Source organism: Streptomyces sp. NPDC056347 (genome assembly GCF_042262625.1).
In the GTDB taxonomy this organism is placed as follows: Bacteria; Actinomycetota; Actinomycetes; order Streptomycetales; family Streptomycetaceae; genus Streptomyces.
In genome coordinates this window covers 1-26045 of record NZ_JBHJQP010000042.1, presented here as the reverse complement: position 1 = coordinate 26045, position 26045 = coordinate 1, and the positions used below count along the sequence as shown (strand labels likewise).

Genomic DNA, 26045 nt, shown 5'->3' with positions numbered 1-26045 from the left:
GACTCCAATGGGCGACAGGATCAGCTTCCACCGGAATGCCTTCCAAGAGACCATGGTTGGTCTGCGATACACAGCTCCCGAACCGGACCTGTTCTCCCAGGCATGCGCTGAGCAGTACCAAGCGAGCGACCCGACCCGGTTTGGCTACCTGTTCGCCCAGGTCTTTGAGCCCAACGTGCTCCACGAGACGGCCGTGCTGGAAGGAATGCCATACGATGCGCTGGCCGAACTGCACCACCAGCCCACCCCAGAGACCGCACACTTGGCCGAACTGGCGGCGCATGAAGGTGAATTGTCAGTGGTGGAGCAAGTTAATCTCGCGGCAGCCCTGATCAGCATCTCCCGCTTCGAACTCTCCGCCCGGATACTGAAACTGGCCGCACCTCGGGCCGCCGGGGGCCGAGAATCCTTCGAGGTATGGATGCTCGCTTTCGTTGTGGCCAACCGGTGTGACCAGAAAGCAGATTCGGCCACTGCCTTCCAGCGGATGCGCGAGGCGATCGAGGCCGGCCAGATCCCGCCCGACCGGACCCTGGACGCGTGTGCCCAAGCAGTCGTCTGGCACATGAAGCCAGGCGGCGGGCACATAGCGCAGGACGACTTCTGCTGGTTCCTGGCACATGGCCGGGAACTGACTGAGACCCCGCATGAACTGGACCCAGGAGCAGTCTCCTCCTGGTACCGGGCCCTGGCCATGGTTCCGGCCGCCAAAGGAAGGGCCGACGAGACTCGCGCGTTCATGCTGCGAGCCCGGGATGCTGCAGACAGCACCCTGTCCCGGCGCCCCCGCGCATACGAGAAGCACTTGCTGAAGACCTATCACGAGTCCTCGCTCAAGGAACACATGTACGTCACCCGCGATGTGGACCGGGCCGCAGAGTCCGGCCACGCCCTGATCGCCCTGGACCCCGCCTGGTCACCGAGCTACGGGGAGCTAGCCGAGGCCTATGCCCACTTCGGCCAGCTCACCGAAGCTGCCGCCATGTACGACAAAGCGGTGGAACTCGGCCCTCCGTACTACGGACACCACCTACTGCGAGCCGCTAAGACCCACGAAAAGGCGGGCAACTTCGAGCGCGCCCTCGCGCACTACGGGGCCCTGTCCTGCCTGGTCCCCGACAACGCCGAGGTGCTCACTGCAGGCCGGGACCTTGCCACTTCCCTCTCCCATGAATCCAGGCGCCATTTCGTTGGCCTGCTCGAACGTCTTGACATGCAGGCCGGTGAGCGGGCCAGGCATGAAGGGAACCGTACGTGAAGCACACACAACTGACGGTTCGCAACTACAGCAGCTTCGCGTTTGTTGTTCTGCTCATCAGCTCCGCGCAGGTCGGCTTCAGCGCCATCGACTTGCTCATGATCGCCCCCAAGGGCGTGACACACGTGGCCGCCATCGGCCAGGCCGACGTCATCATCGCGGGTCTCTTCGCCTTTTTCACTGGCGCCATCGACACCTTTAGCAGCCGCCTCGCGATGGCGGAGGGCGACGGCCGGACTAGCGCCCGCCTGCCCGTGCTCGCAGGGGCACTGACTCTGGTCGCCGTGGCCTCCGCCGCACTTGCTGCTCTGCTCTCCTTTGGTATCGAACCGGCTCTCCGGCTTGCCGGGCAGAGCCCTGACATCATTCCGCTTGTCGGTGACTTCGTCTCGATCCGCCTCTACAGTCTTGCCCTGGTTATTCTCTTCACCGCGGCCAACGAGGCACTGAAGATTTGCGGTCTGAAGAACATCACGTTTGCGGTCCTGGCCGTTGGCTTCGCCGCGAACGCCGCGTTGGACTGGCTGTTCCTCTACACCGGCGCTGGCAGGATCTTCGGCACGCCCGAGCAGGCTGTCGCCACCGCCACAGTGACTGCCCAACTGCTGATGACTGTCTGCAGCGTAACGGTGCTCCTGCGGCAGTTGGCCAAGCGCGGCGACCGATACGCACGTCCGCAGCGCGGCGAGGTCCGCGGCGAGTTCTGGTCGATGGCCCGCACTGCCCCCGGGATCGGCATCGGACACCTCAATGACTACATGGGCGCCATCATCCCCCAGCTTCTCATCGGCACTCTCGGCGTCCAGGCCGTCGCCGCCACCGCGGTTGCCACGACCCTGTTCACGCTCTTCTGCCGGGTACCCCAGGCATGCGTGTCCTCCACTTTCCTCTTTTACGGGTATGAGGCCGGCCGCGAGACCACCCCGGATCGGCTGGCGGCGACGGGACGAAAGCTGCTGTCGTACTCCTTGCTTCCCACCGGCGTTGCGGCCCTCGCCGTCGTTGTGCTGTGCCCCTGGCTGGTGAAGGCTTTCGGAGGCGATGGCCTGGACGTGCCGCTGGCCCAGACCATGGTCTTCGCCTACATGCTCTGCGTGCCGCTGTACATCTTCGAGACCAACTATGAGCGGATGCTGGCCGTGCATCAACGTGGCGGCTTGATCTCCGGAGTCTCCACAGCGGTGACCTATGCCGCAGGAATTCCGCTGGCGGCCCTGGGTGTGTTCGTTCTGCACTCGCCATTCGCTGCCATTGTCTCCTGCATCTTCGTTGCCACCCTGATCGCGGTGTACGTCTACTGGCGCGCGTTGCGCAAAGACCACTGGCAGTCGCAGCCACAGGGGGAAGCCGGGGTGCAGGTTGCCTAGCGCGCCCGCGTTCCGTCACGACCCGGCCAAGAATGTGATGGCAGTAGGGAAAGCGGCGACGGCGGATGCTGCCACTTCCGCGCCCTTCTATTGGGACCGGGAACCGGTGGTCTGTGGCCACCGCCGACTGCTCAGTCAGGACCTTACGACTGGCCAGGAGGTGCCGGTGCCCGTCAGCGCCACACCAGCTGTAGTCACTGGCGTGGGCGTGGTCGCGGCCAGTGACGACGGCCATGTCCGTCTCTACAGCCAGGGTCTGACCAAGGTCTACTGGGAGCGTCGGCTCAACAGTGGCGTGTATGCCTCCCTGGTCGTGGACCCGGAACGGCAGCGGGTGGTGGTCGCTGGGACCAGCGGCCTGGTGCTCTGCTTCGATCTGCGGGGCGGTCTCGCCTGGTCCGCCGACGTCGGGGCGCCGGTCTTCGCCACCCCGACTGTGCTGTCCGCTGCTGGCCTGCTCGTGATTGCTGCCTTCCACGGCCGCTGCCTCGGTCTTGACTTGGAGACCGGCGCGCGCGTCTTCGACACACGCACGCCTGAGCCCTGGCATGCCGTGCACGGCGGCACGGCCGCCTACCGGGATCCGTACGCCAGCCCTGTCGGCACGCCGGAAGGAAATGCCGCCCTGTGCTGTGCGGAACACGTGCTGTGCCTGGCACCAGACGGCACCGAGCTGTGGCGGCGCGAGACCGGTCACGCGATGAAGGCGTCCCCGGCTGCCCTGTGGGAGACAGGGGAGATTGCGGTTTGCCCTGTCGACGGCCGCTGCCTTTTCCTCGACAGTCGTACCGGCGAGCCACGCGGGGAGATCTTCTTAGGAGCCAAGATCACTGGCAGCCCCGCCGTGTCCGGCGGCCTTCTGGCGGTCGGCACCGTACGCGACACGGTCTCCGCCATCGACATCCGCACCCGCCGGGTCATCTGGGAGGCGTCGCAGGGCGCGCCCCGGTCCTACACCTCCTTCAGCGTGCTGCCCGGGGGCAACTTCATCGCGACCGCGGCCGATGGGAACATCGTCTGCCTGCGGCGCGAGGATGGGCGCTTCCTTTGGGAGAGCAGCCAGGTGCTGGGCCTCGCCGACCACCAGCCGGCCATGGACGTCACCCCGGTCGCAGGCCCGGACGGCAGGATGTACGGCGCCTCCTACGAGGGCGACCTGTACGAGTTCCGCTTTCAGCCCCAGCTCTCCCGCAACCACTGACTAGCCGTCGCCGAGGGGACACGTCGTGCCGATAGAACAGTTCAGCGCAGCGGACCGACAAAGCATCGCTGCGGTCGAGGAGTCCCTGGACGGGATGCTGACCCGCCTGCACGCCATTGTGGCCGAACCTGCGCTTTCCCAGGACACGCTGGTCGAGATCATGTCGATCTACAACAACGTTGCCTACGTCTTCCTCTACCTCGAGGCCATCGACGACGAGGATAACCACCAGCGGCTGCTCCCCAAGCGCGCCCTGTTCCACGAGGACGCGGCCCTCGACGCCCGTCTGCTCGACCTCATGTCGCGGATGCACTGTGACGAGCCGGAGGTGGAGGAGGCCCGTCTGGAATTCGTCGACCAGCTGTGCAAGGGCCGGACCCACGACCCCGCCCCCGACCGGCGGATCAACGAGCTGCTGTGCAGTGCCAAGCAGACCCTCGACCGGATCCGGGAGGACCAGAGCGGTCTACTGGAACGCCTCGGGGTGGGCACGGCGGCTGCGACGAACCCGGCCGCGGTGTTCTACAAGCTGACGGGCCAGACCAAGAGCGAGGCCACGCGGGAGAAGCTGGCCCGTGCCTGGCAGAACGTACGCGACGGTCGGCTCGACGAGCTCGTACCCATCATCGATGAGATGGTCGCGGTGCGGCGGGCTGACAGCGCGGCCGCCGGCTATGAGAGCGCGCTCGCCCGCTCGATTGAGCGCAGCAGGGTCGGCACTGATGAGATCCGGCGGTTCCTGGACGACTACCTGGTGCGGGCCGTGGCGAGCCACTCCCGGCTGGAGGACGAGATCCGCACGGTGACCGGCATTGTGGACCGCCCCATGGACCACTTCGCCTTTGCCATGAACAGCGTCTTTGGGACCTCGCACTCGCCGCTCTTCGAGCTGGACGAGTGCCTGTCTTTCATCTTCGCGGTGGCGGAGAGCGTTTTCGGGCTGACCATGCACCGCGTGGCGGACACGTACGCCGACGTTCCCACGTACGACGTCCACAATGCTGATGGCCTGGTCGGCCAGATCACCTTCGACCTTTGGAACCGTGACCGGAAGATCGCTGGCAACTACACCCAGGGCATCCGTAACCGCACCGACTGGAGCGATGTCGTCCAGCGTCCGGTCGCCTATGTGGCCTGCCGGTTCCAGACGAACCAGGATGGCGCCCGGCGCATCACCTTCCAGAACGTGCACAGCCTGTTCCACGAGTTCGGACACGCCGTCAACCATCTGCTGATCCGCAAGCGCCTGTCGTACCAGTCCGGTCTGGAGTATCTACCGCCCGAGCGGCTGGAATGCCTGAGCATGTGGTTTGAGAAGTGGGTCTACCACGTTGAGTTTGCCCGGCACCTGTCCCTGCCCGCCGATGACGCCAACGCGCTGGAGAGGTGCGGCCGGATCAAGATGATCGAGTACCGGCGCACGTACGTGGAGCGGGCTGTCTCCGCGGCCCTGGACTTCGAACTGCACAGCAGCCCCTCGGGCGGCTACGCGGAGGCCTACCGCAGACTCGACGAGCGGCTGGGCATCTCGCGCTTCACCACGTACGGGGACTTCCCTGCCTACTTCACCTGGCCGATGTACATGGCTAAGCCCGGTGCCAACTTCAGCTACCTGTGGGGATCCGCAGACAGCAGTAGGAAGTTTGCCTCCTTCAAGGAAAACAGCCTGGCGGAGATCGCGGCCCGCCCCGGCCTGCGGGAGCTGTTCACGCCCTCCTTCGACTTCGACGCACCCTCCGAGGCACCCGACCCCACCGCCCTGTTCTCCTTCTACGACACCGCCCCCTTGGGCACGGCGGGACAGCCGGCATGAGCGGCGCCCCGCCCGCAGGCTTCCCAAGCGGCTACGCCCGGGCCGTCCTCGGCCCCCGCGACCCCGTCCTGGACGAGATCCTCACCCGGTCCCTCGCTGGCCGGGGGATGCCCACGATCCAGATCGACGACAACGCCGGCCGCGTGCTGCGTCTGCTCACCAGCCTGCAACGCCCCCGGCACGTCATCGAGATCGGCACCCTATTCGGCTACTCGACGGTGCACATCGCGCGCGGCCTCCCGCCCGAGGGCCGGATCACCAGCCTGGAGATCGACCAGGAGGCCGCCGCGCTCGCCCGCGAAAACCTTGAACTGGCCGGAGTGGCAGACCGCGTGGAGATCGTGGTGGGCGACGCGGCCACGTACCTGCCCACGGTCCCGCCGCAGACCGTGGGCATGGTGTTCATCGACGCGGACAAGAAGGCCTACCCCGACTACCTCAAGCTGAGCTACCCGCTGCTGGAACCCCGGGGCCTGCTGATCGCCGACGACGCCTTTGGGCAGGGCGACTTCATCGGCGAGTCCGCAGCGAAGACCGCAGCCGCCAGGGAAGCCCGGGCCATTCACACGTACGCGCGTGCTGTGGGGCACAGCCCCCGACTGTTCTCGGCCTTCATCGGCACCGAACAGGGCATGCTGATCAGCCGCAAGGAGGCGTGATGCCCGTCAAACGCGCTCTGGTGACCGGAGCCAGCCGGGGGCTGGGCCGCTATCTAGCCGGCGCACTGGCCACCGACGGCTGGGCGGTGACTGGCCTTGGCCTGCGCCCCGAGGGCGACCTGCTCTCGCTTCCCCTCGACGAGGGAAGCGAGAGCGAAGTGACATATCTGCAAGCTGACTTGGGGGACCCCGCAACCCTGGTCCCGCTTTCCGCGAAGCTGGGCGAGGTGCCGGACCTGGTGGTGCACTGCGCCGTCGCCTACCCCCCGCGCACCAGCGGCCCGCCCACGCCGGACCAGTTGCAGGACGTCTTCCGCGTCAATGCTTTCGCGCCGTACCTGCTCACCCTCGGCCTGCTGGAGCGCAAGCCCGCCGAGCAGTTCACCGCAGTTGTCGTCGTCAACTCGGAGGCCGTCTTCGCCGCCGACAAGGACTCCGCGCCCTACGCGGCAAGCAAGGCCGCCATGCGGGTGCTGACCACCGGCCTCGCCGACGTCTGCAAGGGAACGAACGCAGCGGTGGCCACCCTGATGCTGGGGCCGCTGTCCTCCCCGGACAAACGGGCCGAGCTGCGCAGAATCGCCGAGAAGCGGAACCTCTCAGAGGAGGAGATCACCCGCATGTTCCTGCGCCGCTCCAACCCGAATCTGGTCATCGACACGCTCATCGACTACGAGGCATGCCACCGCAGTGTGCAGTACATCGCAGGCCTCGGGCCGGTCGGCAACGGCATGGTCTGTCGACTCGACGGGGGCTCGGCGGGTTCCCTGATCTGAGCGCCCCGGCCTGCCCAGTAATCGCAGAAATCCGGCAATCCCAAGGACACGCATGACAAGCAAGCCAGGGCCCCTGTGGTCGCCCATGATTCCCCCGGACCTGCAGGGGGCAGACGAGTTGTGTGCCGTCTCCGCGCGCGGCGTTCGCATCCGCTACGCCGATGGTCACGAACTGCTCTGTGGAACAAGCGGGTTGTGGAACGCCAACCTGGGGTATGGCAACGCGGTGATCACTCAGGCAGCCGCCGACGCACTTCACGACGCCTCGTACCTGAGCCTTCACCAGTACGAGAACGTATATGCCCGTCGGGCTGCGGAGGCTCTGATCGGGATCTGCGGGCCGGAACACTACGGCCGGGTCCTCTTTTCCACCTCCGGCGGAGCGGCCAACGACCTGGTCATGAAACTGGCCCGGCAGTACCACGTGCTGCGCGACGAGCCGGGCCGCAAGGCCGTCACCGCCCTAAAGGGCTGCTGGCACGGCCTGACGTTCGGATCCTTCGCCCTCACCAGCGACAGCCTCGGCCAGCGCATGTACGGGGTCGACCGGCGCATGGTCGTGCACGTCCAGCCCAACGAACCGGCCGAGCTGGAATCCCTGCTGGCCAAGCACGGCACGCAGATCGCCATGGTCGTGGTCGAGCCGGTGCTCGGCACGGGCGCAGTCGCCCTCACCGACGCCTACGTCGCCGACCTCGTGCGGCTGCGCTGTGAGCACGGCTTCCTTCTCGTAGCCGATGAAGTCGCCACCGGATTCGGCCGCACCGGCACATGGTTCGCCTCCGAGCGATGGCCCGAGCCGCCCGACGTCCTGATCACTTCCAAGGGCCTCACCAACGGCACGAGCGCGATCGCCGCTGTGGTGGTCTCGCACGCCGTGGCAGACACCTTCACTGACGCTCGCGCCGTGCTGGCTCACGCCGAGACGCAGGCGGGCACACCCGTCACCTGCGCCACGATCCTCGCAACGATCGACGAGATGCGCCGACTCGACGCCGTGGCCAGGGCCGCCGCACTGTCCGAGCGCCTAGACACCGAACTCGCTCGCCTTCTCGCCGAGGAGCCGATGGTGGCGGAGGCTACAGGCCGGGGCTGCTTCCGTTCCGTGCGGCTGCGCGGGGCGGACGGCGGCCGGTTGCCTTCCGGCGAGGTCCCGGCCGTCCTGGCGGCCATCCGCAGGGCCGGCGCCGTCGTCCACGCGGCACCAGACGGCATCCAACTGCTGCCCGCTCTCACCTACACGGAGGAGAACCTGGCCGAACTGCTGGACTGCGTGCGCCGGGGCCTGGCCGCCTACACCAAGGAGCGCGCGTGACCCTGCACCAGAGCAGCGCACCACCCGCGGACTTCGGGATCCTCGCCCTGGGCAGCAGCCTGGGGGAGCTCCGGGATGTGGCCACGACCGCGCACGAGTACGGTGCCCGGCCCGAGCGCGTCCTGCGTCTGGGCTACCGCACCTACCGGTGGGCGCCGGACGATGTGACCTGCACGGAACTCGCGGCCCGGGCCGGCCGCGTGGCCCTCGCCAGGGCAGGCGTGGACGGCGCGGAGGTGGACTTTCTACTGGTCGCCACCGGCTCCGTGCCGGAGTACCTCAACTGGGACTTCTCCACGGCCGTCGCCCGTGCGCTGCGGCTGCGCGGCACACCGACGCTCCTGCTTACCCAAGGCTGCGCCTCCGCAGTCCTGGCCTTCCAGCAGGTGGCGGGGCTCTTCGCGACCCGTCAAGACGTCCGTACCGTGCTCCTGGTCGCCGCCGACCGGGTGGACGAGCGGGAAAGCAACCGGATGCGGGCGAACGTCGAGAGTGACGGTGCCGCTGCGGTGCTCTTCCGTCGGGGACACGACGGGATGCGCTGGCTCGCGACGGAACAGCACACGGACGCTGAGTACGCCGACTTCTTCCGGCAGGAGTACGGGGGAACCGCCGCGCCAGTTGCGCCAGAGGGTAGGAGCAACCGCGACCTCGACCCCGCCCACCAGGTCTACCTGCACTTCCGTGACGACCCGGCCGGTCTCACAAAGTTCGCTGGCGCGGTGGACCGGCGGGTCGTCAACGCGGTCACTGGCGCCTGCAAAGTGGCCGGGACCAACGTATCCGCGCTGTCCCGGCTCATCCTGCTCAACGACAACCGGCCCTCCATGGCGGGCATCGCTGAGCTTCTCGGCATCCCACTGGACCGCACGAACGCTGATCTGTCGGGCGAACTCGGACACGCCGGCGGCGCAGACCCCCTCATCTGCCTGGACCTGTACCGGGAGCAGGGCACGATGCTCCCGGGCGACCTAGTGGCGCTGGCCGGGATGTCCTCCGGCATGCACTGGTTCTGCACTCTGATCGAGGTCTGACGATGACGGACAACGCACTCCATGCCCCCCGGCCCACCGTCCCCGCTGAGGGGCGCTGCCTGCACGAGCAGTTCGCCGAAGTGGCGGCCCGGGTCCCGGACAGCATCGCCGTCACCGACGGCACCCGGGAGCTGACGTACTCCGAACTAGACCGGGCCGCCAACCGGTTGGCCCACCGGCTGAGGCGGGCGGGCGCTGGTCCCGAGACGCTCGTCGCACTGTGTACAGAGCGCACCGCAGACCTTGTGGTTGGGCTGCTCGGCATCCTCAAGACCGGAGCGGGGTACGTGCCGCTGGATCCGCGCTACCCACTCGAAAGGCTCGACAGGATGCTGGCCGACGCCGGGTGTGACCTACTCGTCGGCGAGGAGATCGCGGGGCTCGCGGTACGCACCGTGCCGCCCACGGAGCCGGATGCCTCAACGCACCGTGATGTGGACACCGCGCCAGAAGCGGGCGCAGAGCCGTCGAACGCCGCGTATGTCATCTACACCTCCGGCTCGACCGGCCGGCCCAAGGGAGTGGTGGTCGAACACGCCCAGGTGATCAGCCTCTTCGCCGCCACAGACCAGGAGTTTGACTTCTCGGGCGACGACGTGTGGACCATGTTTCACTCCATCGCCTTCGACTTCTCCGTCTGGGAACTGTGGGGCGCGCTGCTGTACGGCGGACGCTTGGTCGTGGTACCCTACGCGCTCAGCCGTGACCCGGACGCGTTCCTGCGTCTGCTGATCGACGAGCGTGTCACCCGGCTGAGCCAAACCCCCTCCGCCTTCCGGCAGTTGGCCAGGGCCGCCGAGGTCGCCGGATTCCCGGCGACTGCCTTGCGAACCGTCGTCTTCGGAGGTGAGAAGCTCGCTGGCGCGGTGCTGCGCAGCTGGGTAGAGGGATACGGCGACGCGGCACCCGAGCTGGTCAACATGTACGGCATCACTGAGACCACGGTGCATGTGACGTTCCGTCGAGTCAGCCAGTCCGACCTGTACCGCACTGACAGCCCGATCGGACGGCCGCTGGCCGGCAGCCAGGTCCACGTCCTGGACGAACAGCAGCAACCCGTGGCCCCAGGCGCGGTGGGCGAGATGTACGTGGGCGGCCGTGGGGTCGCGCGCGGCTACCTGGGCCGTCCCGAACTGACCGCGCAGCGCTTCCTGCCAGATCCCTTTGGCCGCGCGGTCGGACGCCTGTACCGGACCGGTGACCTGGCCTGGGTCGCCCCCGATGGCGAGCTGGTCTTCGTCGGCCGCTGCGACGAACAGGTTCAGATGCGAGGGTTCCGCATCGAACCGGGCGAGGTCGAGGCCACTGTCCTCGAACATCCCAGCGTCGCGGGCGCGGTGGTGGTCCTGCGCGAAGATGTCCCAGGAGAGCAGCGGCTGATCTGCTACGGGGTGTCGGCCGAGGCATCCGCGGACTGGGCGGCGGTCCGCGCGTACGTGGCGGAAAGACTGCCCGCACACATGGTGCCCGCGGCCTTCGTCGAACTCGCCGCCCTGCCCTTCACGCTGAACGGCAAACTGGACCGGGCAGCTCTGCCCACGCCGTCGGCATCCACGAACCTTGCGGGAACAAGCCACCCGGCCGATGCGCCGCGTGACGAGATTGAGAAACGCCTCGCGGAGATCTGGGCACGGCTGCTCAGGGCCGAAACCGTTGGCGTGCACGACAACTTCTTCGCGCTGGGCGGTGACTCGATGCAGGCAATACCTGTGGTGGCACAGGCAAAGGCAGTGGGCCTGGAGGCCGACGTCGCCGCGCTCTTCGCACACCCCACAGTCGCGGGACTCGCCGAGGTATGCCGCCGGCGGGCAGCGGCCAGGGTGGCAGCCCGGGGCCGCGCCAGCGTATCGGTGACCGAGGACGACCGGGATGCGCGCGGCTACCTGGCTGCCGCCCCAGCCGGGGTCGTCACCGCGTATCCCGCCTCCGCCCTCCAGCAAGGGATCATTTTCCACAGCCGCTTCAGCGGCGACCCCACGCTCTACCACGACTTGGAGAGCGTCCGAATCCGCACCCCCCTCAACACCGGTGCGTTACGCCGGGCCCTGCGCAACCTGACCCACCGGCACGAGATCCTGCGCACCGCCTTTGACCTGGGCACCCACCGGGAGATCGTGCAACTGGTCCACGCCGAGGCCGAGATCCCACTGAGTGTCGTCCCCGTACCGCTTACGGACGGCGCCTCTCGGGCGGCCGTCCGGGACTGGTGGAAGCACCAGTGGCGCGATGGCTTCGACCTGACGCGGGCGCCTCTGGTGCGCTGCCACGTTCTTGACCATGGAGCCGACGGATTCCACCTTGCCGTCTCTGCCCACCACGCGATTCTCGATGGCTGGAGCTTCGCTCTCCTCATGTCTGAGCTACTGAACGGCTACGACCGGGAGTCGGTGGGGCGGACCGCCGCCACCGGCGCGCCCGAGCCGGTCCCGTACCGCCGCTTTGTGGCCCTGGAGCGAGCGGAGGCCGACTCGGCAGCCGCCCGCGCCTTCTGGCTCGACCGGCTGGCCGGCAGCACCGCCACGACGCTGCCACGTCCCCGTACCATGGTCGTGGAAAGCAGCCCGGCGCTCGACCCCGACATCCACCTGCCTCTGCCAGACGAGTTGGTGGCGCGCGCCGTAGCCGTCAGCGCGCGGCTGGGCACCCCCGTACGCAGTGCCTATCTGGCTGCGCATTTGGCCGCCCTCGGCCAGGTAGCCGGAACCAAGGATGTGGTCACCGGGCTCGTGGTAAACGGCCGCCTGGAAGAGGTCACGGCGGACCGCGCGCTGGGCCTGTTCCTCAATACTCTCCCGCTCCGCATCGATCTGGCGGCGAAGCCCTGGCCTGAGCTGATCCGAGCCGCGGCGGCCGCCGAGCAAGAACTGCTCGCGCACCGCCGCTACCCCCTAGCCCGGCTCACCACCGACCTCGGAGGGAGCGCGCCTTTCACCGTGTTGTTTAACTACACCGACTTCGGCGCAGTCGATCGCTTCGACCGGCTTGCGCATGTGGAGGTGGGCGACTGGTGGCTGTGCGATCGCAACAGCTTCCCGGTGTCCGTGGAGGTGGGCAAGGAGATGTCCGCCGAGCGGTGGGCGCTGGTCGTCCGCGCGGACCCCGCCCAGACCTCCACCGACGCGGTCCGCGAGTTCGCGCGTGCCTTCGAGGAGGCCCTGTGGCAGTGCACCGCCCGCGAGGAGGAACGATGAGCGAGCCCCCCAGGATCGCCGTGGTGTACGAACGCGGAGCGGTCACGCCCGCCGAAATCGCGGTCGGACTTGCGGACCTCGGCACGGTGCTATTCGCCGTGCCGCAGTCAGGCTCGCCGCATCTGGCGCTCGTCCAGCCGCTCCTGCAGCAGCTCGGCGAGGTCGTCGAGCTCACAGGGGATCTCGAAACCGATCTTGGTCGGCTGCGTGCCCACCGCCCGGCCGCCATTCTCACGTTCAGCGAGTCCCGGCTCCGCACCGCGGCTCGGCTGGCGGCGGGCCTCAGGCTGTCCTTCCACGACATCGAAACGGTCCGGCTGCTCACCGATAAGGTCCAGCAGCGCGCACGGCTACGGGAGGCTGGACTTGACCGCGTGCGCTGCCGCGGACTGTGCTCGGCTGAGGAGTGGCCGACGGCACTGGCGGAGATCGGCCTACCCGCCGTGGTCAAGCCGGTACAGGGCGAGGGCAGCCGGAACACCCTCCTGGTGAGGAGCGCCGAGGAGGCGGAGCAGCTGCTGCCGCTGGTGTTCGCAGGGCTGGATACCACAGCATGGGACGAACCGGTCGTGGTGGTCGAGGAACTCCTCCAAGGGCGGCCGAGCGGGGCGTTCGCGGACTACGTCAGTGTGGAGAGCATGTGCGGTCCGCATGGCATCGCCCACTTTGCCGTCACGGGGAAATTCCCGCTGCTGCCGCCGTTCCGGGAAACCGGTATCGGCTTCTGGCCCGCCGCGGTGGGCGAGGGTGAGCAGCGGGAGATCCTTGACCTCACCACCCGCGCGCTGCAGGCATTGGGGGTCACCCTGGGACTGACGCACACAGAGGTCAAATTGACCCCCGACGGCCCCCGGATCATTGAAGTCAATGGTCGGATCGGTGGGCAGGCGAACCTGCTTTACCGGCACGCCCACGGGGTGGATCTGGTCCGTATTGCCGGGCTGCTGGCACTCGGCGAGTCGGTGGCCCCTCCGGATCTGCGCTCTGACGGGCAGGTCCACTTCTTGTGCAGCGTTGTAGGGCCGACCCAGCCGTGCACCTACGTGGCCGTACACGGCGAGGCCGAGGTCCGGGCGCTCCCAGGCATCGCTGGCTACCAGCTCTACACCCGTCCCGGCGAACGGTTGGCGGAAGGTGTCATGACGCGCCACCTGGACGCGATCTGGGGCCGCTGCGCTGACCACGAGGAACTCACAACGCTGCGACGCAACGCCCTGATGGCGCTGTCACACGAGTTCGACTTCCCCTTTGGCCGTCGCCGCGTTCCCGCCACCGAGCTGATGCACTGATCTGGCCGCCTGATGATGGTGCGGCAAGGAGCACCCGTGAATAGCCGCGGGTAGCCCTCGTACGCGATCAGTAGGACATCAGCCGGCGTGCGGCGCTCTGCAGGCAGCCCATTTCTGTGACGATCCGGCAGACGGGCGCATCGTGGTGAACGTCACCCAAACGCGCTCGCCGCGGCGTAGCTAACCCAGGGCCTCCTGCGAACCCTGAGTTGCATCCATGGCCTTCGCGCACGCGCCCCGTCCTTCCGGCCAAGGGTTGTCCCGTAATCCCCGGCGGGCGCGCGACGACAGCTACTTCCCCAAGCTCTCGGCTACGTTCGAGCAGGGGAGACCCCACTCCTCGCCGTGTTGTCGGAACGCCCGAATACATCCAGTATGCGGGCGTCCCTCAGCCTTGCGATGCACTGCATCTGACGCCGCGCGCTGATCCACCAGGGATTACGGGACAGCCCTTAGCCTCACATGACCGGCAGCTGCGTGCTGGATTATCGCCATGGACATTCGTCGGATGTGGATCTGGTTCACGCTGGTCGCGGCGCGGGCGTTCTGGTGCTCCTGAGCAGTGAACAGCTCGCACATGCGGTTATGGCTCGCCATGTCCTTGTCGGGCAGGTCCTCGAGTGCCTGGCGGCGGATGCTGGTCAGCCGGTGGCGTCGTCGGCTTCCCAGTCGATGGTGCGCCGGTGCTCGGGGTGGTTTTTGTCCATCTGGATGGCGGCGTGGATGGGCAGGGGGTGGCGGGTGCGGTGTTCCCACGCGAGGGCGTGATTGCACAGCCGGGCCGCGGTCAGCGCGTAGGGGAGTGCGGTCTCCCCGTCGGGGTGCTGGATGATGGCGATCTCGGTGGCGGTGAGGTTGTGCCAGGTCTCGGCCTGTTGCTCCTTGTCGTCACAGCTCCAACGCCCCTGGGTACGCCCGGACTTGGCTGATGGGGTCTTGCCGTCCATCTGGTGAGGGCGGCGACTCATGAGGAACGTGGTGGCGGTGCCTTCGAGTTGGAACAGTGCGTTGCTGGTCTTGTCGCCGTCACGCTCGGTGCCGTCCTCGTCGATCTCGTGGAAGAGCGCGGGAAGCGGGATGCTCGGGTCGGCGCTGGAGGTGGTGCGGATGACCGCTTGCGGGCGGTGCTCGGGCGCGAGTGTGGCGCCAGGCAGGGCGGGCCTGTTGTTGGCGAGGCCGTCGTCGTCGGTGCGCAGGTCGGCGTTCTTGTTTGCCAGCAGCGGCCAGACAGGGCGGGTGGAGTCACCAGAGACGTAGAGGACGTAGCCGCACTCGAGGTGTCGGCTCAGCTCGTACAGGGCGTGGTCGATGCGGCGGGGCAGGGTATCGTCGCCGCGGCTGCCCTCGGGGATGGGGTGGCTGCGGGACATCGCCTGGGCGTGGGCGTAGTTGAACCAGCCGCCACTGCCGCCCCGTCCGGCGGGCAGATAGGCCAGGGCTTTCCACTGCTCGCCGACGGGGACGAACGCGGTGAGGATCCACATGAGTTTGGGCTCCTCGGTGCGGGTGACATGTCTCTCGCCGAGCTGGGCGCGCATGTGCAGGCCGAGATGGGCGACGCGGTCTTTGAGACCGCTTCCGGTGGAGATGGCGCGAGTCAGGCGGGGGTGGACCAGGCCGGCGGAGCGCAGCATGTCACCGATGGCCATGTGGCCAGGGAAGTCTGCGGCGAGCTCCATACCGAGGACCTCCAACGGGGATGCGGCCTCGCGCTCCTTCTTCTTCGAGCGCAGCTTCTTCGTGGCGGGGGTGAGGAACTGGGCGAGCACGCCGTGACGCGCGAGATGCCGGGAGACTTCCGGCTTGGCATCCAGCGTGTAGGGGTCGACGGCGCCTTCCTCCTCGCGGCGGGCGGCGCGGCGCTGGCGGCCCCACTCCTTGGCGTCGTACTCGGTCTCGACCAGGGCCAGGACCCCGGTGCCCTCCGCTGCGAGTCCGGGCAGGGCGTCGACGAGTGCACCACGCCGGTCGTGATGGCCGCCGTGGGACAGCAACTCCGGGGCCCGGTGGAGCAACACCTCGGTGTGGCAGCCGAGTTCAACGATCTCGTCCTCGGGCATACCGGCGGCGAGGTCGGGCCGGTTGAAGTGGTAGGCCAGCAGACGCTGCATGCGGGTGCGCATCTCCTGGTGCTTGTACAGGGCCAGGATACGCAGCCTGGAGCAGCCCGCAGCCGCCATGATGTGCTCAAGATTGACGTCGTCGAGCAGTGTGGCATCACGGCCGTACTCGGTCTTGCGGGCAGCTACCGAGAGAACCTTCGCGACTTGTCGGCTGCGGACGAGGTCTTGCCCGGTGACCGCAGACAGGTGGTCGGCCAGGGCGGCGACTGTGTGCAGGCCGACGCCCTTGCCGATGGGGAACGACTTCGAGAAGGGGACGAGCGCACGGAAGTCGCCGGGCTCGCCGGACAGGTCCATGGCGCTGACGGGCAGGAACTCGGTGTCCTTGGGCCCGCGGGGGAACACGGGCTCGTCCATCAGCCGCACCCACGCGTCCAGGGCCAGACGGCTGGTGTGCTCGAGGTGGGTGTATTTGCCCTTGCCTCCCAAGTTCAGGCAGAGCAGCGGCCGGTTGGGGGAGCGCGGCGCCCACCAGGCGGTGCGAGCGCTGTTGATCTGATTGCTCAGTCGGGACACGCGGGGTGTCATGACCACCAGCGGCACGGGCAGCGAGTGCAGCGATTTCATCGCTACCTCCATCCGCAGTGCGGCGTAGTGCCGCCGGACCTTCCACTCCTCCGGCTCCTGGGTCTCTTCCGCAGCACTCTTGGCGCTGTCGTTCTTCTTGTCCTTGGCGGGGCGGGCATCGAGCCAGTTGTTCGACCACAGGTGCTCGGTGTCCCAGATCATGACGTTGTTCTCGGTGTCCGGGCGCAGCGGGATGGTGCGGCCATCGACCGTCAAGTCGGTCTCGGCCACCAGAGAGGCAAGGTTCGAGCTCGCCGCGTCCCACACCCAGCCGTCCGCGTCCACGGCGTGCGGCCCCAGACGGACGTGGTCCCACACTGCCACCTGTTCGGGCTCCACCGAGGCGAACAAGTCGGCGAGGTCACTGCTGTAGGCCAGGGAGATCTCGTCTGCCGGCGTCTGGAGCAGGGCCTGCTCCCACAAGGCCACCGCGGCCCGCAGATGCGCCCCAGACAACTTTTTGGACAGGGCGAGGAACTGGGGCGGCTTGCTCTTGCTGGTGGGATTCAGTGTTGCGCTGGTGGCGCCGCTGGCGCGCAGCACCATCAGTAGTCCGGCATAGGGCAGGTTGGCCTTCGAACCGGTCTTGCCGCAGTAGATGGCGCGCAGCCTCTTCCACTCATGCTCGATCTTGTCTGGGAAGCGGTACAGCCACACGGTGCCCATCAGCTCGCGGGTCAACGGCGCGGCCAGCATGGACATACGGGTGTCATTCGACGGCATTACTCAAGTCCTTCATCGTCCAGGGCCGGGGCGGGAATCAACGTGACGGGGTTCGGCAGCAGGTCCTCGCTGTGGGCGAGGTCGAGCCAGGCGGTGAGGGTGGAGCCGTAGACGCGACGCAGGATCTCCTGCTCGTCGGTGTCGAGCTGGCCGTAGTAGGAGCGCAGGAGACGGGGGAAGTCACAGCCCAACTGCTGGTTGAAGAAGGCGTGGTCGACCAGATAGAGCCCGACGGGGGTGCCGCCGCGCCGCGCCCGCCCGGCCAGCTGGATGAGCTCGACCAGGATGCCTGCCAGCACCTCGGTCTTGAGGAACTTCGGCATACGGGAGAACCGCGGGTCGGTGCGCAGCAGCAATTCCCGCTGGCGGATGGCCGCGCTGCGCTGGGACGCGAGCATGCCCGCAGGATCAGCGCTGACAGCGCCGACGGCGATACCGCAGGCGTTGATGCTCGCGTACATCACGGACGGCTCGTGCAGGTGCGTGATGGGGCGAACTCCCACCCACACCGAGGCGAGTGCCGAACGGTCGGTGTGCGGGATGAGGATGTTCAGGCCGCGGGAGACCACCGACAGCGGTGCGCAGATCACCTTCACCCGCGGGTGGGTGGCGGGCAGGTCTTCGAGTTCGTCGATGGTCACCCGCACCACGCCTTCAGGCAGAGCCACGACCGCTCCGGAGGGGGCCCGGTTGTTGCTGACGAGGACCGCGACCCATTCCGGGCGGCCGCACGCGGCCGCGATCCCGGCGGCCATCACCTCCGCGTGGAAATAGGAGTTCCCGGCCAGCAGCGCCAACTCCCGCCGCGGGTCATTGCGGGCGACCTTCTCCAAGTGCGACGACATCTGGGTGTGCCATAGCCGCTCGGCGAGCTTGCGCAGCTCGGAGGGTTTGCGTTTCTCCTCCACACCGCCGATCGAGATCGGCTGCCAGCCGATGTCGGTGGCCGACACGCTTCCGGCATGGGCAGTGACCGCGCCGACAGCGGCGTCAGTCATCACGTAGGCGGGCAGAGCGTGCACGTGCTGCAGGGCAGCTTTGGGGAAGAACGCGGTGGCGGACAGACCAAGCACGCTGCGCCGCACTCCCGCGGTCGCCAGGGCGACGGTGTCGCCGAGGCGGACGGTGGAGGTGTGCGGGTCGCCGCCCAGAGACTGCAGCGACAGCCGGCCGGTCCCGCCGGCGTTCTTGTCGAGCTTGAACCCGTACAGGTTCTGCCCCAGCGGCCCATAGGGAATCGGTTCGTCGCGAGGGATCAGCCCCATCGTGGACACCAGGTCAGTGGCCGCGTTCAGCTCCCCCAACAGCGGCAGGAGCGACCACTTCAAGGTGTGCAGCTCGTTGTGGAGCGCACCGAGCCAGGCCCGCACCAGCAGATCATTGACCAGTGCGGCGCGCCGCGAGGCGGGCACGTTGAAGGGCGCGCCGGCCAGGATGCGCGAGATGGAGTCCTTGAAGACCGCGAGCTTTCTGCTGCGGCGAGTGCCCTGGACCTTGCCTGCCAGAGCCTGGCGGATCTGCTCGGCAAGAGGCTTCCAGCCCTCCGGTACCTCGGCGTCAGTCTGCTCGCCCGGGAAGAGCGCCAGGTAGGCCTGGTGGACTCCTTCACTGACCTCGGCATCCGGCGAGGCGCCCGTCAGGGCGCGACACAGCTCGGCGTCTTTCTTGCCCACCATGTACCAGCCGGATCCGGGACGATTCTGGCGCTCCTGCTCGGACTCCAGATACAGGTGGCCTGTCAACACGTTGTCCAGGAAGGTCTCGCTGAGCCGGCGTGCCTCCATCAGCGGGCTGGTCACCAGCAGGTTCTTCAGCGCAGTCAGGCCGTTGCGATGCCGGTCGACCTCTTCCAGCCGCCCGCCGTTCCCGCGGCCGCGGCTGATGAGGGTGAACTCCTGCGCACCCTGCGTGCACCAGGTGGACTGGAAGGAATCAACCTCGTCGATGATCACGACGCGGCAGCGGCGCAGTACGAACTCCAGCACGCTCATGTCGTTGACGACCCGCTCGCAGTCCACCTCGACGGGCACCTTGCAGCGCCCCCGGATCAGGTTGTGGTGGTTGGTCACGATGATGTCGGCCTCGGCGGCCTGCCGAATGTGCTCGAAGCGCTGGCAGATCCCCATGCGCGGGCACAGATGCCTGCCGTCGGACTCCGGCTCGGCAGGCCCGTCGACCCACTCCAACTGGGCGCAGGGGAGCTTGGCGCGGTCCAGCCGTGGGCCGTCCACCTGCCAACCGGTCATTTCACAACCGCCGGCGAACTGCTCGAACCGGTCCTCACGGCCCTGGGAGAATGCAAGCTCCGCCTGGTCGTCGTAGCGCGAGGATGCCACCCACGGCACCACCCGCAGGGGCCTTCCGGCCCGCTCGGCCGCGTCCTGCACAGCGGCGGCTGTCTCCTCGACCAGGGCGCTATCCACGCCCAGCTGCTCGGCGGTCCCCAGCCCTTCACGGATGCGGCCCACCACGATGAGGACCGGCCCCTGGCCGCTCGCCGCAAGAAGATGCGCCGCATCCCGCATCAGCACGCTCTTGCCCACCCCGGTGGGCGCATTCAGCAGCGTCATCGAACCGGCAGGAAGCCGCAGTTCCGCTGCCGTGCGGCCGTAGGCATCGGTGAGCCGGTCGAAGAACCCCTGCAGCAGGCCGGGCTTCCACCCGAACTTCTTCGGCTGGGCTCTCGCCTGGCCCTCCACGCGGTCCATCACGGCTTCGCGCGGCAGCCTCACCTCGTCAAGGAACGGCTCGGTGAGCAGCCGGACCGGCGCCACAAAGGCGTTCTTCTCGCTGGCAGGAATCTCTACCGTGTACAGCCCATCGTGACCAAACGCCCACAGACCCTCGCCGGCCGTCGGTAGAACAGTCTCCAGCATGCCCCGGTAGTCCTCGGCCTCCTGAACGAGATTCTCGGTCAGGGCGAGAGGCTCTTGAGCATGGCAGGCCACCAGCCAGTGGGCCTCGTCCGCGTTCGACTCCTCCGGAATCCGGAACAGCGCCGTGGGTGCCACCGCATACTCCAGCACTGCCTCACGGAACGTCTCCGGCTGCGCCAGGTCCCCCTCCTGCCTGACCGCCCGCCACAACCGGCCCACCAGCTCGTACTCGGCGCGCGGCAGCGACAACCACGCACCCCACACATCGGTGCGCCGGGCGGCGAACATCGCCGCGAAGTCCAACGGCACACCGCGCCGGCCATCGACGGTCTCGAAGACGAAGTACTGCTGGGACAGGGCGAGATACGCCGCGATGGCACAGCGCTGCAACGCCTCACGAACCTCACCGGTCGTCACGACTCACCCCGGCACCAGCGAAGAACCTCGGCGACAAGGTCCTTGTCGGTCATCACCACAAAGTCCGGCCGCCCAGCAAGACGCGCCCGCAGCAGCGGAAGGTCGGACCGCTGCCGGTGGGGGACCACGATCGTCAGCGGCACAGCCCCGCCGAGCACGGGACGCTCGAGCAATGCATCGGCCAGGGCACCGAAGGACCGCCACGCCTTCGCATCCACCCGCCACTGTTTGGCCACCAGCGGGGTGGCGGCCGTGATGCGCAGGTCGTAGCGGTCGCCGTCCGGGTACATGAAGACATCGAGACCGATGATGCCGGTCAGCGCGTCCCGGATCGCGAACTCCATGCGCCCCGGCAGGGTCAGATACCGCCACACCGTCCGGGAGACCGCCAAGTAGTCACCGGCAGCCGGGAAGCCTTCCACCTGACCGACAGAGCAGCCACCACCTTCCAGGACCGGAGGGCCGCCGCGCCGCACCGGTCGGTAGGTGTACGTCGCCCCCTCCAGCAGATGCGCGTCGCACGACACGACGAAGACACCGCCGCCGGCGGACTGAGCCCGCATCGGCCAGGCACAGGCGGAGCACGGGAAGCACCAGCCCGCAGCGTTGCACCACGGCCAGGACGAGACCGGCTCGAAGAACCCGAACCGCCCCCACAACCCGCCCCACTTCTCCCACAGCACACCCTGCTCCGCCACCGGATCACTCGCCAGCAGCTCGCGCACCCTTGTGTAATCGCCCAGCGGAAGACGCCGAATCTCCGCGTACAGCTGCTGCTCCTCCTGCTCGGCGCGCAAACGAGCCCAGGGCCAGTACTCCATCAACGCCTGCTGGGGCACCAGGTGTTCGCGACCCAGATCCTCCACGGCATCACACAGCAAGCCGTCCTCGTCCAGCAGCCTCATCCCACCGAGCGGGTCATCACCCTCGCTGCCGGCGGGCAGAAGAGGCGCAAGCCCGCGGCGCAGACCGCGCCGCAGCACACCCATGTCCAAGGTGGCAGCCACGCCGGCACCATGTGTGGAGCGCAGAACCCCGAGGCAGTCGATGAGCCGGGCGGCGCGCTGACCTGGATCGCCGGTGCGGTCCGCTTCCGCTACCGCGGCTGCGCAGCACGCGGTCAGCGCCAGGTCGCGGCGCCAGCGGAGAGTGTTCCGTTCCACGAGGCCCATACCGGGTGAATAGCCCAGAAAGCTAACGAATGTTATATACGGTGCCGATCATGAATGCCAAGACCGCCCCATCGGCTCAATCCGAGGCCCCCACCAGCACCATCCCCTCGCGCGAGATCACCGAACACTGGCTGTGGGCCGACGCCCCAGACACCCCCCTGACCGAGGACGACCACCCCTTCAGCGGCAAGTGGATCTGGTTCACACCGCTCAGCCTTCTCGATGCCTCCTGGACCACGATCCGCGCCGCCACCCAAGACGGCCTTCTCGGCTACCGCAGCAAGGCAGGCACGCTCATCAACACCCGGCCCAAGAGCGACGACACCCGCCGCCCCATCTGCGTCTACACCCGAGACTGGCGCGACATCGACGACGTCCAACGAGCACTGACCAACCTCCGCGCCCTCGGCATCATCGACGTCCTGCTTTACAAGACCGACAGCGACACCCTCCGAGGCCGCTACGGCACCGGCGCCAGCACCTTCGTCGCGCCCGCCGCCAAGCAGAAACTGGTCATCCCCAAACGCACCCGAGAAGCCCTCGCACACCACCACGCTGCGCGAGCCCAGGCCCGAAGAGCTGCTGCCGCACGCAGGAAAGCACCAGCGCCGAAGCACACTTGACACCTGCAGGGGCACCGAGTGGATCGAGCAAACAATGCTTCCTCGCACACCACCGCTACCGCGCCTTCGAAGCCCTGCCTCCTTACTAGAAGATCTACCGCTGCGCGGCGTGTTCGCCGTTCTGCGGCCGCGGTGCCTCCAGGGCGCGCGACGATGGGGCCCGGAATACCAGACACCGAACCTTGTTGGAGGGGCCCGTGGAAAGAATCGTGAGCGGCGTGGACCATGTGCACACTGCGGCCGCGGTCCGCCGTCGGCAACGCACGTTCGTGCCGCCGTCCGGGACGTACCTGCCAGGCCATCAGGTCCGGGCGGGTGACGCCCTGCTGGACCGGTTGTTCTACGCGACGGTGGACGAATGCTCTGATCCCCGCTGCCGCCCGCTGCTGCTCGACCGCGTCGCGGCCGACGTGGGGGCGACACGCAAACTGGTCGACTGGGCCTGCTGTATCGCCTCCGAGGTGTACGGCGGGCTTCCCGCGGAGCTGGTGGACGAAGACGAGGCGGCGACAACCGTCTTCAGTCCTTCACCCCTTTTCTGCCGGCTTGCCGCCGAGTACCACAACCCTGGGCCGACCTTCGACGCCGTATACGCCACGTATGAAACCGCCCAGCGCCGTCAGGTGGCAGACAATGCTGTCGCCCTGGTCGACGGGCTTCAGGTGTGGTGGACAGACTTCCTCTACCAGTGACCCCCGCCCGCCCCCCTGCGAACCTTCAGCCGAGCCTCCCAAGGAACCACCCGATGGCCACCAACCCCAGCCCCGCTGTCCCAGGCAGCCATCCGCCCCTGACCAACACTTTCGCGCCTGCCCGCCGGGTGCTGCGCACGGATCAGCAGGCTGCGGTGGACAGCGGGGTAAGAGGTCTGAGGAAACCCGGGAGCCGCGGGCACATGGTGTCTGCGTGTGGTACGGGCAAGACGCTGATCGCGCTGCGCACGGCCGAGGCCCTGGATGTCCGGTTTCTGCTGGTGGTGGTGCCGTCGAGGGACTTGATCGGCCAGTGGGCGGCCGCGGCCCGCGCTGACGGCCGTACCGAGGCGTTGATGGCGGTGTCGTCGCTGAACGCGGACAAGCACCCCGTGCTGGCCAAGGCGGGCGCGAGCAGTACGGGTTCGGGGGAGTACCTGGCGTACTGGCTGGTCCAGCGCGCCAGGAAGAACGAGAAGGCGATCGTGCTCGTGACCCTCGACTCCCTCCCGCGGATCGAGGAAATCCAGCACTCCGTCTTCACCGCACCCGCCTTCGACCTCACGATCATCGACGAGGCGCACCGCACCGCGGGCTCCTGGGACAAGGAATGGACGATGGTCCACGATTCCTCCCAGATCCGCACCGACCGCCGTCTGTATCTGACCGCCACGCCCTATGAATGGGAAGCGCCGCGCCTGACCGAGGCCCCGGACACCCGCCCGCGTCCCAAGCGGACCGCAACGACCGCACCGGAGTGGGAGTCCCCGTCCCTGATCGCCTCCATGGACGACCCGAAAGTGTTTGGCCCCCGCCTGCACACCTACACCCACGCGGCTGCGATCGAGGACGGCGTCCTGGCCGACTACCAACTCCTGATCCCCACCATCACCAACACCGACCTGCGCACGGTCCTGACCGACCCCGACCACGCGCACACCGGTTTCGCCCCGACCGCGCGCCGGACGACCGCCCTGCACCTGGCGATCCTCAAAGCGATGACCGAACACGACCTCCGCCATGTGATCGTCTACTTCCAACAGGTCGCCGACGCAGAAGACTTCGCCCGCCAGTTCCCCCACACCCTGCGCACCCTCCCACCCGACCAACGCCCCTCCTGGGCCGGCACCCTGTCCGTCTCCTCAATCAACGGCAACCACACCCCCGACCAGCGCACGAAACTCCTCAACCAGTTCGCGAACGCCGACCGCGCCGTGATCACCAACGCCCAAGTCCTGGGCGAGGGCATCGACTTGCCAGCTGTGGACGCAATCGTGTTCGCCTCCCGCACCGAGAGCGTGCGCCGCATCGTCCAGGCCCTGGGCCGCGCCCTGCGCAAACCTCCCACCACCGATGTGAAGACCGCGAGCCTGATCATCCCCGCCTACACCCCACCAGGAGCAGACCCCACCGACCTCCTCGATACCCCCTACGAAGCCCTCTGGCTCATCACCGCAGCACTGCGCCACCACGACCAGACGATTGCTGCCCGCGCCCCGCGCAAGGCCACCGCGCACCGTCTGGACGCCGAAACCCACCGCCTCCTCACCCGCCGGTTCCGCTTCGACTTCACCCTCGACCCGGGCACGATCGCCCGCGCGATGGACCTGCTGGCCTGGCCGTCGGCTGGCGCGGTCCTTTCCGCACCCCGCCGTGCCGGCCTGGCGGCGGCCACCCGCTACCACACAGAACACGGTCACCTGAAGGTCCCGGTTGACTACACAGACGCCTACGGCTACCGCCTCGGCTCCTTCATCGCCGGCCAGCGCACCGCCCACCGCCGCGGCACCCTGACCGCGGACTGGACCGCCGAACTCGAAGAGCTCGGCATGATCTGGGACGAGCACGAAGCCACCTTCGAAGGCAACATGACCCTCATCGAGGCCTTCCACGCCGAACACGGCCACCTCGCCATCCCTGCCCACGATCCCGGCGGCCAATTCCTCGTCGACCAACGCGGCCTGGCCCGCAAAGACCAACTCCCCACAACCCGTCACACACGCCTCACCGCCCTCGACCCCAACTGGCTTCTCCCGTACGGACCCGACTGGCACCGCAAGTACCACCTCCTGGCCCGCCACATCCAGGACGGACACGACCCAGCAAAACTGCGCCGCGACACGGTGATTGACGGCATGAAAGCCGGCACCTGGCTACACCGTCAGCTCACCACCTGGAACACCCTTGCCGACGGTCAACGCCACCTCCTGGCCCGCCTTGGCCTCACCCCGGACCACGTCACCCTGACGACGAAGAAGCCCACCACCCCCGCCCCCGCCACACCCAGCACCCTCAAGACCAGAAAACGCCGCTCCTTCGAACAGACAGCCACACTGCTGCGCGCCTTCATCGAGCGGCACGGCCGTCTTCCCGGAGCCCGGGAGGGGATCGAGGTCGACGGGGAACGCGTCATGATCGGCCCTTGGCTCTGCAAGATCCGCACCAGCCAGAGGAACAATCAACTCTCCGACAGCAGAAGCAAGTTGATCCAGACCATCCTCCATGAAGCCAGCACCGCCCCCGCCGAAGAGGAGCGCCCCGAAAACTCAGAGATCCCGTAACTTTTCTGCCCACAACTCGAATAAGGAAGCACCCCGGAAGCGCTACGGTAGAGACCGACGAGAAGGCCCTCCGGATCCGGAAGGCCCGCACCTCCGACACGAGAGTGGCCGGCCCAGAACCTCGTCAGCAGACCCCGGAGCTTCACAGATAGCACAGGAGTTCGCGAAGCGAACACAAGCAGGCCATGCAAGACCGTGCGCTTGACCAGGCGTCAAACACACCACCCCTTGCTGCCGCGCTTTCAGGCCAGCGCGGAGCGCAGGCCGTTCAGGCCGGATCGCGGAGCGATCCGAGCCACTGGGCCACGGAGTGGACCGACAAGGCGTCACGGAGTGACGCCTACTCACGACGGAGTCGTGAGGTTCCGGCGTCTTCGCGGAGCGAAGA

16 protein-coding genes are annotated in these 26045 nt (G+C 67.7%); 13 read left to right on the top strand and 3 right to left on the bottom strand.

All coding sequences use genetic code 11. The features are described 5' to 3' along the window. The first annotated feature begins 7 nt into the window (after window positions 1-7). From ACFCV8_RS12735 to ACFCV8_RS12690, 10 genes are all read left to right on the top strand, one after another. Window positions 8-1258, top strand: coding sequence for a hypothetical protein (locus tag ACFCV8_RS12735; protein ID WP_376685322.1), 1251 nt, complete (start codon window positions 8-10; stop codon window positions 1256-1258). Next, entirely contained in the window at window positions 1255-2625 is a 1371-nt protein-coding gene (locus ACFCV8_RS12730) for an MATE family efflux transporter (RefSeq protein ID WP_376685321.1), read from the top strand. Before ACFCV8_RS12735 ends, ACFCV8_RS12730 begins: the two co-directional genes overlap by 4 nt. Before the next feature lie 202 nt (window positions 2626-2827). Next, on the top strand, window positions 2828-3826 hold the full coding sequence (locus ACFCV8_RS12725; protein ID WP_376685320.1) for a PQQ-binding-like beta-propeller repeat protein: 999 nt from the start codon (window positions 2828-2830) through the stop codon (window positions 3824-3826). A gap of 25 nt (window positions 3827-3851) precedes the next feature. Continuing rightward, window positions 3852-5639 (top strand): M3 family metallopeptidase, encoded by a 1788-nt coding sequence (locus tag ACFCV8_RS12720; protein WP_376685319.1) that lies wholly within the window; start codon window positions 3852-3854, stop codon window positions 5637-5639. Beyond that, entirely contained in the window at window positions 5636-6298 is a 663-nt protein-coding gene (locus ACFCV8_RS12715; RefSeq protein WP_376685318.1) for an O-methyltransferase, read from the top strand. The genes ACFCV8_RS12720 and ACFCV8_RS12715 overlap by 4 nt, the downstream gene beginning before the upstream one ends. Next, on the top strand, window positions 6298-7074 hold the full coding sequence (locus ACFCV8_RS12710) for an SDR family oxidoreductase (RefSeq protein ID WP_376685317.1): 777 nt from the start codon (window positions 6298-6300) through the stop codon (window positions 7072-7074). The genes ACFCV8_RS12715 and ACFCV8_RS12710 overlap by 1 nt, the downstream gene beginning before the upstream one ends. A gap of 52 nt (window positions 7075-7126) precedes the next feature. Further along, a complete protein-coding gene (gene mpaD, locus ACFCV8_RS12705; protein WP_376685316.1) occupies window positions 7127-8389 on the top strand; it encodes a daptide-type RiPP biosynthesis aminotransferase in 1263 nt (420 codons plus the stop codon). After that, a complete protein-coding gene (locus ACFCV8_RS12700) occupies window positions 8386-9423 on the top strand; it encodes a 3-oxoacyl-ACP synthase III family protein (protein ID WP_376685315.1) in 1038 nt (345 codons plus the stop codon). The genes mpaD and ACFCV8_RS12700 overlap by 4 nt, the downstream gene beginning before the upstream one ends. Before the next feature lie 2 nt (window positions 9424-9425). Then, on the top strand, window positions 9426-12614 hold the full coding sequence (locus ACFCV8_RS12695) for an amino acid adenylation domain-containing protein (protein ID WP_376685314.1): 3189 nt from the start codon (window positions 9426-9428) through the stop codon (window positions 12612-12614). After that, window positions 12611-13903: an acetyl-CoA carboxylase biotin carboxylase subunit family protein gene (locus tag ACFCV8_RS12690; protein WP_376685313.1), complete on the top strand. Its 1293-nt coding sequence runs from the start codon at window positions 12611-12613 to the stop codon at window positions 13901-13903. Before ACFCV8_RS12695 ends, ACFCV8_RS12690 begins: the two co-directional genes overlap by 4 nt. 641 nt (window positions 13904-14544) lie before the next feature. On the opposite strand, the gene ACFCV8_RS12685 is transcribed toward ACFCV8_RS12690, so the two are convergent. Genes ACFCV8_RS12685 through ACFCV8_RS12675 form a run of 3 tightly spaced genes read right to left on the bottom strand, consistent with a single transcriptional unit; the run spans window position 14545 to window position 21781 of the window. Next, window positions 14545-17316, bottom strand: coding sequence for an RNaseH domain-containing protein (locus ACFCV8_RS12685; RefSeq protein ID WP_376685312.1), 2772 nt, complete (start codon window positions 17314-17316; stop codon window positions 14545-14547). Beyond that, on the bottom strand, window positions 17316-20609 hold the full coding sequence (locus tag ACFCV8_RS12680) for a hypothetical protein (protein WP_376685311.1): 3294 nt from the start codon (window positions 20607-20609) through the stop codon (window positions 17316-17318). The genes ACFCV8_RS12685 and ACFCV8_RS12680 overlap by 1 nt, the downstream gene beginning before the upstream one ends. Then, window positions 20606-21781, bottom strand: coding sequence for a hypothetical protein (locus ACFCV8_RS12675; RefSeq protein ID WP_376685310.1), 1176 nt, complete (start codon window positions 21779-21781; stop codon window positions 20606-20608). The genes ACFCV8_RS12680 and ACFCV8_RS12675 overlap by 4 nt, the downstream gene beginning before the upstream one ends. Before the next feature lie 50 nt (window positions 21782-21831). On the opposite strand from ACFCV8_RS12675, the gene ACFCV8_RS12670 reads away from it, so the two are divergent. The 3 genes from ACFCV8_RS12670 (at window position 21832) to ACFCV8_RS12660 (ending at window position 25657) form a co-directional block, all read left to right on the top strand. Further along, window positions 21832-22404, top strand: coding sequence for a putative phosphothreonine lyase domain-containg protein (locus tag ACFCV8_RS12670; protein WP_376685309.1), 573 nt, complete (start codon window positions 21832-21834; stop codon window positions 22402-22404). A gap of 209 nt (window positions 22405-22613) precedes the next feature. After that, window positions 22614-23096 (top strand): hypothetical protein, encoded by a 483-nt coding sequence (locus tag ACFCV8_RS12665; protein ID WP_376685308.1) that lies wholly within the window; start codon window positions 22614-22616, stop codon window positions 23094-23096. Window positions 23097-23149: 53 nt separating this feature from the next. After that, window positions 23150-25657, top strand: coding sequence for a Helicase associated domain protein (locus tag ACFCV8_RS12660; protein ID WP_376685345.1), 2508 nt, complete (start codon window positions 23150-23152; stop codon window positions 25655-25657). Window positions 25658-26045: the final 388 nt, after the last annotated feature.